The 12,956-nt window shown below is 62.3% G+C and carries 14 protein-coding genes; 4 read left to right on the forward strand and 10 right to left on the reverse strand.

The features are described from left to right. Window positions 1–161 precede the first annotated feature (161 nt). Both BLS52_RS07280 and BLS52_RS07285 read left to right on the forward strand, forming a co-directional pair. On the forward strand, window positions 162–677 hold the full coding sequence (locus BLS52_RS07280; RefSeq protein ID WP_090585541.1) for a hypothetical protein: 516 nt from the start codon (window positions 162–164) through the stop codon (window positions 675–677). Beyond that, a complete protein-coding gene (locus tag BLS52_RS07285; RefSeq protein WP_090585542.1) occupies window positions 670–1,002 on the forward strand; it encodes a hypothetical protein in 333 nt (110 codons plus the stop codon). The genes BLS52_RS07280 and BLS52_RS07285 overlap by 8 nt, the downstream gene beginning before the upstream one ends. Window positions 1,003–1,063: 61 nt before the next feature. On the opposite strand, the gene BLS52_RS07290 is transcribed toward BLS52_RS07285, so the two are convergent. From BLS52_RS07290 to BLS52_RS07310, 5 genes are all read right to left on the reverse strand, one after another. Then, the gene (locus BLS52_RS07290) at window positions 1,064–2,026 is read right to left on the reverse strand and encodes a DUF6414 family protein (RefSeq protein WP_139186235.1); all 963 of its coding nucleotides are present in this window, start codon (window positions 2,024–2,026) and stop codon (window positions 1,064–1,066) included. Window positions 2,027–2,750: 724 nt separating this feature from the next. Next, the gene (locus BLS52_RS07295) at window positions 2,751–4,286 is read right to left on the reverse strand and encodes a PTS ascorbate transporter subunit IIC (protein ID WP_090585546.1); all 1,536 of its coding nucleotides are present in this window, start codon (window positions 4,284–4,286) and stop codon (window positions 2,751–2,753) included. 39 nt (window positions 4,287–4,325) lie between these two features. Further along, on the reverse strand, window positions 4,326–4,598 hold the full coding sequence (locus BLS52_RS07300) for a PTS sugar transporter subunit IIB (RefSeq protein ID WP_026545189.1): 273 nt from the start codon (window positions 4,596–4,598) through the stop codon (window positions 4,326–4,328). Window positions 4,599–4,636: 38 nt separating this feature from the next. Continuing rightward, on the reverse strand, window positions 4,637–5,092 hold the full coding sequence (locus BLS52_RS07305; protein ID WP_026545188.1) for a PTS sugar transporter subunit IIA: 456 nt from the start codon (window positions 5,090–5,092) through the stop codon (window positions 4,637–4,639). Between the two features lie 119 nt (window positions 5,093–5,211). Next, window positions 5,212–6,372 (reverse strand): ROK family transcriptional regulator, encoded by a 1,161-nt coding sequence (locus tag BLS52_RS07310; protein WP_090585548.1) that lies wholly within the window; start codon window positions 6,370–6,372, stop codon window positions 5,212–5,214. A gap of 83 nt (window positions 6,373–6,455) precedes the next feature. Here BLS52_RS07310 and BLS52_RS07315 point away from each other — a divergent pair, with 83 nt between their 5' ends. After that, window positions 6,456–8,477, forward strand: coding sequence for a transketolase family protein (locus tag BLS52_RS07315; RefSeq protein WP_175460108.1), 2,022 nt, complete (start codon window positions 6,456–6,458; stop codon window positions 8,475–8,477). A 10-nt stretch (window positions 8,478–8,487) separates the two neighbouring features. Here the strand turns inward: BLS52_RS07315 and BLS52_RS07320 are convergent, their stop codons facing one another. Continuing rightward, window positions 8,488–9,411, reverse strand: a complete 924-nt coding sequence (locus tag BLS52_RS07320; protein WP_090585552.1) for an acetamidase/formamidase family protein — start codon at window positions 9,409–9,411, stop codon at window positions 8,488–8,490. Window positions 9,412–9,555: 144 nt separating this feature from the next. Here BLS52_RS07320 and BLS52_RS07325 point away from each other — a divergent pair, with 144 nt between their 5' ends. Further along, window positions 9,556–10,335, forward strand: coding sequence for an alpha/beta fold hydrolase (locus BLS52_RS07325; RefSeq protein WP_090585554.1), 780 nt, complete (start codon window positions 9,556–9,558; stop codon window positions 10,333–10,335). A gap of 39 nt (window positions 10,336–10,374) precedes the next feature. On the opposite strand, the gene BLS52_RS07330 is transcribed toward BLS52_RS07325, so the two are convergent. The 4 genes from BLS52_RS07330 to BLS52_RS07345 form a co-directional block, all read right to left on the reverse strand. Further along, window positions 10,375–11,571 (reverse strand): type II toxin-antitoxin system HipA family toxin, encoded by a 1,197-nt coding sequence (locus BLS52_RS07330; protein WP_090585556.1) that lies wholly within the window; start codon window positions 11,569–11,571, stop codon window positions 10,375–10,377. Then, the gene (locus BLS52_RS07335) at window positions 11,568–11,774 is read right to left on the reverse strand and encodes a helix-turn-helix transcriptional regulator (RefSeq protein WP_035778704.1); all 207 of its coding nucleotides are present in this window, start codon (window positions 11,772–11,774) and stop codon (window positions 11,568–11,570) included. Before BLS52_RS07335 ends, BLS52_RS07330 begins: the two co-directional genes overlap by 4 nt. A 280-nt stretch (window positions 11,775–12,054) precedes the next feature. Beyond that, window positions 12,055–12,279, reverse strand: a complete 225-nt coding sequence (locus BLS52_RS07340) for a helix-turn-helix domain-containing protein (RefSeq protein ID WP_090585558.1) — start codon at window positions 12,277–12,279, stop codon at window positions 12,055–12,057. Then, window positions 12,276–12,905 (reverse strand): hypothetical protein, encoded by a 630-nt coding sequence (locus tag BLS52_RS07345; protein ID WP_090585559.1) that lies wholly within the window; start codon window positions 12,903–12,905, stop codon window positions 12,276–12,278. Before BLS52_RS07345 ends, BLS52_RS07340 begins: the two co-directional genes overlap by 4 nt. Window positions 12,906–12,956: the final 51 nt, after the last annotated feature.

The raw sequence follows: 12,956 nt of genomic DNA on the forward strand, positions 1-12,956 counted from the left end.
CTCTTCGGGAAAGGCCTTGGGCATGATGAACATCCTTCCACCCGCGAGGTTAATCCTCACAGGTCAGGAGTCAACCAAACCTTCAGCAGTCCCTTGATCCCGATTACATGTAGTTCGAGTTGAGCATCAGGAGGCACCGTGCAGGTCTATAGGACCGTGCGATGACCTCGGACGAAGCGTGGATCATCGTCGAGCGTGCAGGCTTGATGGTGGGTTTTGTGGGTCTAGCCATTGCGATATGGCAGATAATCAAGACCAGGGGTGCGGTCGAAACAGCAAAGACAACAATCGAAGAATCGGTTTCGGGTCTGAGGGCCGGCTCTTTGCTTCTGTTGACTCAGCAACTCGGTGCCTGCGAAGCAGAGTTGGTGCAAGCGATGCGCGCCTCCAATGGCAGTCTCTTTGTCAAGCTTTGCAGTCAGTGGAAGTCTGAGGCTAGTCAGCTGAGAGGACTGCTCAGCTCAGATGAAACGATCGAGAGCGATTACCTTCGGGATATTCAGCACTCAATCGGCTGCGCTGGCACCGTCGGCATTCATTACGCTGAGACCCCTGAGACTGAATCGTTCGAACTGCAGGACCAAGCCCACGCCGTTCTCCTCGCCGTTGACAAAGTGACTGGTGAGTTTGGTTTCATCGCACAAAGAGCACTTGAGAGGTCAGTTGGCAATGTTTGAAGTGAACGACTACGTCGAACGAACCATCCGAAAGCTTATTCATCTCACGAAAGCTGAGCGGGTCAAATGGAAGAAGACAGGAGAGAACAGCTACTCCTATTCGACGAGCAACGCAACGGTCACCATGTCTAAGAACTTGTTTGTGGGAAGCCCTGTTTTCACCATGCTCGATTCCGAAGGCGAGGAAATTGAGCGCATTGATCGACCAAGGATTGGCCTCTCGTCCGGAGTCGAGATTGAAATGCTCTGGGACGCGATCATGTCGCAGGAAAGCGCCTCACAGGACGCAGTAAAACGATTCCTCAATGATCTCGACAGCCTCTGACCTCTCCCTTGGCGTTTCTTGACACATTCGCAAAGCGATCACCCTGCGCCCGTCCAGGCCGCTAAACGAAAATCGCCATAGGCAGTATCTGCACGGCTGGTCCAGCAACGATTACAGGTTCGGGGCTCCCCTCAGACTGCATCTGACTGAAGCCATCGATAACGCCCTGCGCGAGTTCGGCATTCACTGCGCCGAGGACGGTTCGTCGAGAAAGGTTGATGGACTCGTCCGCTGTGAATACGCGGGTAACCTTCCCCACTACTGTGAAATCGCCAGACTTCAAGTACTCGTTCGTCGCGGATGTGTAAAAATCGGACGAAACCGTCAGAACTGAGGAAAGACCTTCATCAGTCCTCATCAGCAGATCGTGGACATGGGCAGATCGTATGTCTTCGGCCATCTTGGCCACGAGGGCAACACCTTCCGATTCCAGTCCTGAATTGTTCTCAGGTTCTTTCGTATCGGTCGTTGCTGCTGATCTTACAGCTGGGTTGCCTGAGCGCTTCGCTTTGGCCCGGGTGGGCTGCGCAGGTCCAGGGGAAGCGTCTTGCTGCGTTTTCAAGTACCCAACCAGCGAGTCGACAAAAATCAGCATGTCCTCTAAGGGATTGCCGAGATAACGTCCATTGATCTCGACGAGACGGCCACTCGTGATACCGGCCAACTCTGAATTGTTTGTGACCGACGTTAGCTGACCATCTTCCCGCAAATACTTGTATAGCGCGTTGAACAAGCTCGCGGATGTGTGGTGGCGGTTGGTGGTGACCTCGCTGTTGGATTCATCTCTACTTTGAGTTGACCCATCACCACCCACGTTGACATCAGCAACAAGGGGGAGGTTGAACCGGAAGCCGGTCCGAGCGGCTAAAAGACGGTCTCGAAAGCCACCTTGGCGTGTGACTTCCTCTTCATCTGTGGATATGCCACCCTCAAGGTGGGCCAAAAAGCTAGTCATCATAGGCGTGTCCAGATACACAGGATGGTGCAGAAAGTATGGCGGTTCCTCAATAGCGTCAGCGGTCACTAGCACTTCTCCATTCCGTCCGTGTATGAGCCGTTGACCATGGTATCGACGCGTGGCCTGGCCAAGGCCTCCGACACCCCGAGAATGCCTGAGCCTAAGCTAAGACGAGGTACAAATGTCTGTTCATGCCCGGCACGGTTTCCGACTTTCGTCGGAGGGGATTTGGAGGGGATGCCCCGTTCTCGGGCAAAAGAAAACCGCCCAGCGACTGAGCTACTTCCCAGTGCTTGAGCGGTTCTTGATGGAGCCCCCTGTCGGATTCGAACCGACGACCCCCGCTTTACAAGACAAGAGTAGCTCCAAGAGTGCTGTGGTTCGCGGGACATTGTCGATCAGCATTCGCTGACCCGTTCACACGGATGGGACCGTGGCCGTCCATCATCGACAAACTGAGCACCTTCGAGTGCAGCTAATGTCGAAGAACTTCCCCTACATCTCCTGCTGGGGAATGATGAACGGGTGCGGCACGCCCTGCGCGATCGGGTCTGCCGGTTCTCGGTCCACACGATCTACCGGTCCCACTCGGACCGGCACCGCAGCGCGCACCAGGTGCCCAATCAGTTTCCCGAAGACCTTCGATCCGTGGCGAGTAGCATCGCGATCTCCATAGCCACATCCCCGCAGAGCGGTAGTGGCTGACGCCGTCGTCGTCGTTCAATCCATCAGTCTCTAGGGCAGAAAAGGCGGCACCGCCTTCGGTGCCGCCCTTCCCTGCCTCTAGCTCCTACTCAGCCTTCTGAGCCACGCTCGCCGACTTCCGCTCCTCAGCCTTGCGGGCCTTCTCCGCATCGAGGCGTGCCTTCTCCTCAGCCTTCAAACCATCCAGCCATTCCTGGCGGTTCGAGCCCGGCACCCAGCCCGTATCCACGAACTTCCGCTGGAAGAAGATGGCCGCGGTCACCAGTGCCACCGCAATCAGGATGGTCATGATGACGCTCAGCGTGGTTCCGCCCAGCAGGCTGACACCGATCAGGGTGCCGAACCAGCCGAAGTCGGCATCGCCGAACGTGCTGTTGGAGAACCCGAGCTCGCCGAGCACCAGCAGGAGGATCGCCGGCAGGATGGTGATGATCACGCCGTTCACAAAACCGCCGATCACAGCGCCCTTGCGGCCGCCCGTCGCGTTCCCGTACACGCCGGCACCGCCGCCGGTGAAGAAGTGCGGAACCATGCCGGGCAGAATCAGCGCCAGCCCAAACATCGGGTTCAGCCACAGTGCAAGGATTCCGAGGCTGATCAGGCCGCCGGCGAACGAGCTGAGGAACCCGATCAGCACAGCGTTGGCACCGAAAGGGAACACGATCGGGATATCCAGCGCCGGCTTCGCACCGGGCACAACCTTCTCGGCGATGCCCTGGAACGCGGGAACCAGCTCGCCCAGGACCGTGCGGACGCCATACAGGATGACCGCTACACCAACACCGAACTGAAGCGCCAGGCCAAAGCCTTCCATAATGAATGCGCCGGCGTCTGCCACACCGAAGATCGCCAAGGCCTCATCCAGCGGAAGGGCAATCAATCCCCAGACGGCGAAGACAAGGTAGATCAGGACCATGGACAGCGAGGTAGCAACCATGGAGTCACGCAGGAACTTGAGGCCCTGCGGGAACTGGATGTCCTCGGTGGACTTGCTCCGCCGGCCGACAACCTGGCCCGAGGCGCCTGCGGCGATGTAGCCCAGGGTGCCGAAGTGGCCGATCGCGATGGTGTCATTCCCCGTGATCTTCTTCGTCCAGGGATGGGCGAACGCCGGCATGACCACCATGATGACGCCGAGCAGCACCGCTCCGATGAGCACCACCAGCCAGCTCAGGCCGTCCCCGAATCCGACCGATAGCACCACAGTAAGCATGGTCGCCATGAACACCATGTGGTGCCCGGTCAGGAACACGTACTTCAGCGGCGTGAAACGTGCCAGCAAAAGCATCACGATGAACCCGAGCGTCAGGACGTAAGCGCTCTGCGCACCGAACTCTTCCTGGGCAAGCGCGGTAATGACCTCATTGGTAGGGATCACACCCTGCGCACCGGTCACGGCGAGGATCAGGACGCCCAGCGGATCCAGCGAACCGACCACCACCGTTGCGCCGGCACCTAGGATGAGGAACCCCAGCGCTGCTTTCAGTGCGCCTCCGATGACCTGCCCGGAATTGCGCCTCATGGCCATCAAACCAATGGCGGTGATGATGCCGATCAGGTAGGCCGGCACATTGAGGATCTGCTGACCAATAAAGTTCAGTACTACGACGAGCCACTCCATTGTGGGTGCTCCTTTTCTTCTAATTCGGGAGGTGAGGTCTTACTGGACGGCCGGAGTGAGTTTTTCGGTGATCTCATCAAGGTCAAAGAAGTTTTCGATGATGATGACCTCGGCGGGAACGTCGCCGATCTCCGGTGCCAGCTCGTCAGAGGTGAGGACAATGTCCGCGGTCTGCGCTGCGCCTCGGGCCACCCCAATATCCGCGGCCTCAACATCTGCGTCGATGCCCAGTGCTGCGAGAACTTTCTCTGCGTTCATCTTGAGAAGCACTGAGGTACCAATGCCCATTCCGCATACGGCGACGATCTTCATGAGATGCCTTTCAGGTCCAGGTTGAGTAGGGAGAACATCTATTTGGTGGCGAGACTGCTGAGGACGTCGCGGACCTCGTCCGGGGTGTCCGCTGCTTCGAGCCGTCCGCGAATCTCCTTGTTGGAGAGGACACCGGCGACTGCCTTGAGGACGTCAATGTGCGCGGACTTATCCAGCGCTGCCAACCCGATGACCAGGGTCACCGGATCATTCGACGCGTGGCCGAACTCGACGGGTGTTTCCAGGCTCACCCAGCTCAGGCCGCTCTTGAGAACCGAGTCCGCCGGGCGTGAGTGAGCCAGCGCGATACCCGGGGCGATCACAATGTAAGGTCCGTGTTCCTCGACAGCAGTGATCATTTCTTCGGTGTACGCTTCCGTGGTTACACCGCCGGCCACCAGGCCGTCTCCGGCGAGCCGGATCGCCGCCCTCCAGTCCGAGGCCGCCGCTTTGGTAGTGATCGACGACAGCTCCTGGGCAAGATTCAAGGTCACAGCAAATTCCTTTGGTAGGTGAGGGGTGCGTGGTGGCGCACGTCACACTCTATCGACAAAACGGGGCTTATGTCTACAAATATCCCAAAGTGCCTTAAATCACGACGACGGCGGGAGGCTCAGCCAGTTGGTCCAGTCCGGGTCAGCTTGCTGATCCGTTCGGCGTCGAACAGGGCGTCCTGGGCAAGCAGGGACGCTCCGGTGATTCCCGCTGCCAGGCCCAGCCTGCTGGGCTCGACCACCAGATCCCGCGTGGCGAACTCCCTGGCCCCCTTGAGGATCGTCTGCCGGATCGGATCCAGGAAAGAGTCCCCAGCCTGCGCGAGATTGCCGCCAATGACCACGGCCTCCGGATTGAGCAGACCGACCACATCGGCGAGGGTCTGGCCGATCGCCACGGCGGTCTCTTCGAGGAGTTTCAGCGTGATGTCGTCTCCGCTGTCGGCGAGGGCCACGATGTCGGCACTCGTGCGGACTTTGTAGCCCCGCTCCCTCAGCTCCCGCCGGATGACCGCACCGCTAGCCACCGACTCGAGCCGCTGAAGGCTCCCGCCGTACGGCGATGGTCTGCTCAGATCACCCGATCCACCCCGCGCACCACGGTAAACGCGCCCATCGAGGACAAAGGCGATGCCGAGGCCGATCCCGGCTTTCACCACCAGGAGGTTCTGGCGGTGGTTGCCGCCCTGCCGCGCCTCCGCGAGCGCCATGATGTTCACGTCCCGGTCCACTGCGAAGACCGCATGGTCGTAGCGGTTGTTGAAGTATTCGCGTGCCAGCACGCCGTCCCACTGGGGATCGATCTGCGGGCTGGCCAGTCGTCCGGTGGCAACGTCCACCGGCCCGGGCACGCCCACGCCGATTCCGACGACGTCCTGCCGCCCCTTGCCCATGGCCGGGAGCATGTAGTCGAACACCTGCCCGGCCCACTCGAAGATTTCGGCGGGACCTTCATTCAAGCCGATGTCGGCCTCGTCCACACTCAGCACCTTGGACACCAGGTCCGTGATGGCGAGGCGGGTGTGTGAACCGCCGATGTCCACCGCGAGGAGCAGCCCCGCATCCGCGTTCACTGCGAATGTTTCGGGCGGTCTGCCGCCGCTTGAGTCCAGCTGGCCTACGCTGACGATGATCGACGCTTCAAGCAATTCGTCGAGCCTTCGCGCCAGGGTGATGCGGGACCACCCCAGAGCCTCGACGAGCTCATTCCGGGTGGTGGCGCGACCCGACCGGATCAGGTCCAGCGCGACTCCGGACCCCGTTGCCAATCCCTTACCCATGTGCTCCCCTTCGCTCAGTCGATCCGCGACCGCACGCCACGCAACCATTGACTTAAGTACATGTGTATACCAAAGTGACGTCCGTGACTAGAGAACTTTCTACCGCCGTCGTCTTCCCCGCTGCACTTGATGCTCGCGCAGTCGCGGCCGCTCAGGCGATTCCACCCTTCCTTGTGCAGCAGAAAGGGCATGGGCACGCCGGGACCGCAATGGCATTGGCGCCATTGTCCCATGTCCTTTTCTCCAGGGTCCTGCGGCACTCTCCCCGGCATCCCCAGTGGCCGGCAAGGGACCGGTTTGTCCTGTCCGCCGGGCATGCGAGCCTGCTGCTCTACATCCAGCTGTACTTCACCGGGTATGGCCTGACGCTGGAGGACCTCGCGGCCAGCCGTTCGCTGGGGTCACGGACGCCGGGTCATCCCGAGGTGCACCACACGGTCGGTGTTGAAATGAGCACGGGACCATTGGGGCAGGGTGTGGCATCCGCCGTCGGCATGGCTATGGCGGCCAGGCGGGAGTCGGCTGTTCTCACGCCGGGCTCGGATCATCTGGAGCACACCATCTGGGCGCTGGCCGGTGACGGCTGCCTGCAGGAGGGGGTGTCCTCCGAGGCCTCCAGTCTCGCGGGCAGCCTGGGTCTGGATAACCTCGTGCTCATCTGGGATGACAACGGGATCACCATCGACGCCGACACCAGCGGCACCTTCGCCGAGGACGTCCGCGCCCGGTACCGGGCCTACGGGTGGCGGGTCCTCGAAATTGACGACGCCACTGACCTCGACGGAATCGAGTCCGTCCTTCGCACTGCCGCCGAGCGGACCGGTCAGCCCACGCTTGTTGCGGTGAAGACCGTCATCGGAACGCCGTCGGCCAGGTTCGGCGGTACGCCGGCAGCCCACTCCGGCGGGTTCGGTGCGGACGAGCTCGCGCGCGTGCTGGAATCGCTGGGCTATGCGCCCGACGCCTCCCTGGAGGAATTCGCCGACGCTGAGGTTCTTCGCCACACCCGCGCGGCCGCCGACCGCGGGGATGAGCTGTACTCCGCCTGGCAGGACCGGCACAATGCGTGGGCTTCGGAGCAGCCCGATGCTGCTGCGCGCTGGGAAAGCTTCCGTGCCGGCCATCTCGACTCCTCGACCCTGTCCCGAGTGCCTACCGGTTCGCCCGGAGACCTGGTGGCTACGCGCAAGACCAACGGTGCGGTCCTCACTGCCCTGCAGGACACCGTCCAGCTCTGGGGCGGCTCGGCGGATTTGAGCGGCTCGACCAATGTCAGCGTGGCAGGCAAGCCGTTCTCGGCGTCGAACCCTGCCGGAGAGTTCATCCGATTCGGCATTCGCGAGCACGCCATGGCCGCAATCCTCAGCGGCATCGCGCTGCATGGACCGTGGCGTCCGTTCGGATCGACGTACCTCGTGTTCAGCGACTACATGCGGCCGAGCATCCGGCTGGCTGCGCTCATGAAACTCGGCGTGATCTACGTGTTCACCCATGACTCCGTCGCCGTGGGCGAGGACGGGCCCACGCATCAGCCGGTGGAGCAGATTGCCTCCCTGCGTACGGTCCCGGGGCTCGACGTCGTCCGGCCTGCCGACGCGGTGGAGGTCGCGGCGGTGTGGCAGCGGATCATTGCCTCGCCGGATCGTCCGGTGGCGCTGGTGCTGAGCCGGCAGGATGTGCCGGTACTAACGTCCGACGACGCCACCGCCGACGGTGCCAGACGAGGCGGCTTTGTCCGCTGGCAGAGCGGCGAGGGGAACGAAGTCGCGCTGCTTGCCACCGGCAGCGAAGTGTCCCTGGCGATCGAGGCGGCAAGCGTACTCGAGGCCGACGGCATCGCGGCGAGAGTGATCTCGATACCGTGTGTTGAGTGGTTCAGCGAAGCGGACGGTGACTATCGGGAGTCGGTGCTTCCGGCGTCGTTGACGGCGCGGGTGGTGATCGAAGCCGGCAGGGGTGACGCCTGGTACCGGTGGGCAGGGTCCGCCCGCGAGGTGGTCTCCATCGAGGAGTTCGGTGAGTCCGGTTCCGGCGCGGAAATCATGCGCCTGCGCGGTATCCACCTCGAGGCGGTGCTGGAGGCCGCGCGGCGGGTTCTGCGCTGATTCGCGTCCGCTACCCGACGGCGTCGTGATCCAGCACCGCGTGGACGCCCCAGGTCTCGTTCGCGATCTGAGTGATCCGCAGGTCCACCACCGTGCTCGCGAGCGCCAGCGCCCTGGTGCGGTCCATGCCGAACAGGCTCTCCATCCAGGTCAGCATGGCCTTCAGGGCCTCCGCCGTGGCCAGGTTCAGGTCGGCATTGAAACCGAACGTGATTCGCGACGTCGGCGTCACGGCATGGATCGAGCGCAGCGGCGGATTGGCGACCAGATCGAGCACCAGTTCCGACGTCATACCGCACTCGATCGCGGTGCCGCCCACCTCGCCGTCACCCTGCGCGGCATGCCCATCCCCCACACAGAGGAGCGCATCGGGAACCGTGACCGGCAGGTACAGGGTGGACCCGGTGGTCAGCTCCCGGCAGTCGATGTTCCCGCCGCTATCGGCACGCGGCGGGGTAGTAGTTACCTCACCATGGGCGGCGGGCGGAAGTCCGACGACGCCGAGGAACGGTCCCAGCCGCACCTTCTGTCCGAGGTCATTGATTGCAATCCCCCGCTCGGCGTCCACCTCCCACAGCAGCCACTGCGGAACTCCGCGCTCAACGTCGAGCAGCCGGGTGAGCTCATCAGCCTTGCGCCCGGCGTTGGTGAAGCCCCAGCTGTCCGGCGTCAGCGACGCGAAGGTGACGGCCAGCATGTCGCCCGGCTGCGCTCCGGCGACGGCGATCGGCCCGGTGAGGCAATGCCCCTTCCGATCGGCGAACAGCTGAGGCTGCACCTCGCCTGGGAAGGTCTGGCGCTGCCGGTGGCCCCACGCATCGAGGGAACGGACGCGTACGGTGTCTCCGGGGTTGACCGTGAGGGCCGCCGGAATATCGCGGGAGAAGACCTGGACCGTCGTCTCGGGTCCCGGTTCCAGATGGTGAAGTGTCACGGCTGCCCCTTGCTGGTCGGAATGTTCAGCCTATCGGGCAAGCGCCGCGCCGCAGTTGCACGGAAACACCGGCGTGCGCGGTACTAGGCTGGATCATCTCAGCTCATCCCAGCACCCGCGTGGCCACCGAAGGACAGGATTCGCATGTTGAACACCGAACGAACCGGCTCCGGCAAACCACTCGTCCTGGTCCACGGACTCGGATCCAGCATCCGCAACTGGGACCCCGTCCTCCCGATGCTCCAGCCACAGCGCGAGGTCATCGCCATCGACCTCCCCGGTTTTGGGAAAAGTTCGCCCCTCACCGGTGAGGTGAGCATCGCAACCCTGACTGACGCCGTCGAACGCTTCCTCCGCGAGGAAAATCTGGAGGGCGCTGACATTGTGGGTAGCTCGATGGGCGCGCGAATGGTCGTCGAGATGGCACGGAGGGGACATACGGGCAACGCGGTCGCGCTCGACCCGGGCGGATTCTGGAACGACACCCAGGTGCGCATCTTCAACAGCACCATCAAGGCGTCCATCGCGCTGGTACGCCGGATCCAGCCCACCCTCCCATCACTGGTGAAGCAAGCGGCCGGCCGGACGGCGCTTCTTGCCCAGTTCTCGGCGGCTCCCTGGAAGCTCGACCCGGACCTGGTGCTCACGGAGCTGCGCGGGTTCGCGGATTCGCCCAGCCTGAACGCAGCGCGCCGGTCACTCGCGCACGGACCCCGGCAGGAGGGCGCGCCTCAGGGCAGCCTGAAGGGCAAACTCGCGTTCGGGTGGGGACAGCAGGACAGGGTCACGCCGCTGAGCGAAGCGGCCGTCGCGATGTCGCTCTACCCGGACGCCACGCTCCATGTGTTCGAGAACTGCGGACACTTCCCACACTGGGACCAGCCGGAGGAAACCGCGCGCTTCATTCTTGAGGCGACGGGCTGAGGCTGGCTCTTTGTACGGAACACAGGAACGGTTACTGGATCAGTCCGCAAGTTCCCGGCGCCGGAACCTCAGTTCCCGCTTCGCTCCGTTGAGCGGTGAACCGCTGAATGGGAGCTGGTCCAAATCGATCGATTTGGCCGCGGTAAGCGCGAGCCCGATTGCTGTTTTCACGGCCCGTTCCGGCAGCCCGAGAGTATCCGCAAATTCCGCCCAATGCTTCGCTTTCAGGTTCCTGATTCTGCCCGCAATCGGCAGCGCCATCGTGTTGTCGCCATAGAGCAACGTGCATGGGATGTCGTAGACCGGCGCCACCACGAAATCTCCACGTGTACTACCCAGTACCGACACATTCTTCGCGTGAAGGTCACCGTTCCCTGTAAGCCACGCGAAAAGGAACTGAAGGTAGAGGTTGCGGCGAGCGATGGCGCCGGCTTTGCAGACTCCTGCCAGAGCCAGGACAACTTCCTCGGCATCGACCCCGTATTTTGCACCCGGAGGCAGGTTCAGCACTTGAGTGGCGTCCTCCTGCGGCAGACGCTGAAGCGCGCCGGCTTCCCAGCGCCTGTCGAACCGTTCGACCAGCAGCCCGGGCAACATGTTCCGGTCTGCTACGAGAGAACTTCGCGTTACCGGAATCTTCAAAGCCTTCGCGCCTGCCAAATGCATAGCCTCGTTGTGAATCAAGTGCGGGTACTCCGGAGGATTCAACTTGAGGATGTACCGACGCCTCTGAATTGCCAGCGGCACGGTAAGCATGGAGGCACTGGCCTTGGCTTGAACACCCGGCAGAGCGTGCAGATCTACGGCGTCGAATAACGAGGCGAAGTCGGTTTCTTCGGGCGAAGTTGCGTTGGCAGCCGCCTTTGGTTCAGCCGGCGCTTCACCGTGAGGGACAACTTGCACATCGCCTGGAACATCTGCGCCGACCGCCAGCAGGAGAGTCAACTCGTCATCAAGGCTGGTCTTCACAGCCCTGCGCAGCAGGCTCAGCCTGTACCCTTCCGGCAACAGGCCCGCGAAAAACGCGGGCAGGGAGCCGGCAGGTGTCTCGACCGCGCTTTCGGTCAACGGCAACGTGGTGGCAATAGGACGTGAGCCGCTCCCCAGGAAGTCCGTGGTGTAGGAAAAGCGTGTTCCGGCGGAGGATGTCCGCTCCAAATGTCCGGCGAGCACTCCGTTCTGATAGACGTCGGATTTGCGGATGAACCGCAGATCCTGCAGGTCCGAGCCCCTCACCGGACCTCCACCCGCAGGCCCAGCACCCTTGCAGCGGCAATCACTGCAGCCATCGAAGGGTTGCCCGTACCGGTTTCGATCGCTCGGATCGTTCGCTCCGACACCCCTGATAAATCGGCTAGGTCCCTCTGCGTGATCCCTGCCTGCTTTCGCGCGTCACGCACGCTTTTGGCGATCTCGTCGACGCCCTCAGAGCCATCCATAATCGGCAGTATAGTGCCGATTATGGATGGGTTTATAAGCACCGCACACCCTTTCCTACCTAAATCGGCATTATCGTGCCGGTTTTTGCTGATTTACCGAATTTGAGCTCTCAAGGAGACCTCAACCGGCAAAATACTGCCGACTCACCAAGTATGAGCATCCAGTCGATTCACGGAACCTGACGACGTCTGGCTGGCTTTGGCACGCCGGCGACTCGGTCAAGACCCACACCGTGGGCACCGCTGATTTCCCCGACCTGAAACGACGACGCCGGCAAGCTCACGGCTCATGCACCAGCACCTCCCCCACCTCACAGTCGAGGACGTCGCAGATTGCCGACAGGGTGGAGAACCGGATCGCTCTCGCGCGGTCGTTCTTCAGGACTGACAGGTTCACCAGGCTCACCCCGACGCGCTTGCTCAGTTCCGTGAGGGTCATCCCGCTTTCCTCGAGGAGCTCATCGAGCCGGCAGTGGATCCCGGTATCCTCCTCGGCCGGCATCAGACCAGCCCCTCGGCGTCCTTCTGCAGGCGAAGGCCGAACTGGAAGACGCCGGCCACCAGCACTAGGACTATCCCGGCCATCACCGGTCCGATGTTGAAGTCCGCCATGAAGATGATGCTCTCGTCCGGGGTGCGCTGATTGGCCCCGACCAGTTCGGCCAGCCGGTTCCGGGCGACCGAGTCGATCACCTGTCCAACGGTGCCGGCGATGGCGAGCACCGCTCCGCAGGCTCCCACGATCCAGACGGATCCCGGTGTGAACAGGTTTTCGCCCCGCAGACGGAACGCCAGCAGGAACAGCAGCACCAGGACAGCAAGGATGCCCACCTGGCTCAGCACGCCGGCCCAGGCCAGGAGCGCTGCTTCGCCGGAGGGAACTGCCGGAAGAGTCACCTCGACGGCGGTGAAGCGCCCCTCTGCTCCGAGCTGCAGACCGGCCGGCTGCTGCTGCGTTGAGGCCACCGGCAGGGTAAGGGTCGCCGGACCGGTGAAGGTCTCGATGATGCCTGTGACGGTGAGGGCTGTCGTCGCGATTGCGGCAACGGCGGACGCGACCATCAGCGCAGTCGCGTCCACCCTGGAGACGACCTTCTTCGTTTTAGGCGATGCGCCCCTGGACCGTTCCATGAAATCCCCCTGAATTATCGACAGTCGATAATAACGACTATCGATAATGTA

The sequence above is a fragment of the Arthrobacter subterraneus genome, assembly GCF_900099735.1.
Lineage (GTDB): Bacteria > Actinomycetota > Actinomycetes > Actinomycetales > Micrococcaceae > Arthrobacter_D > Arthrobacter_D subterraneus.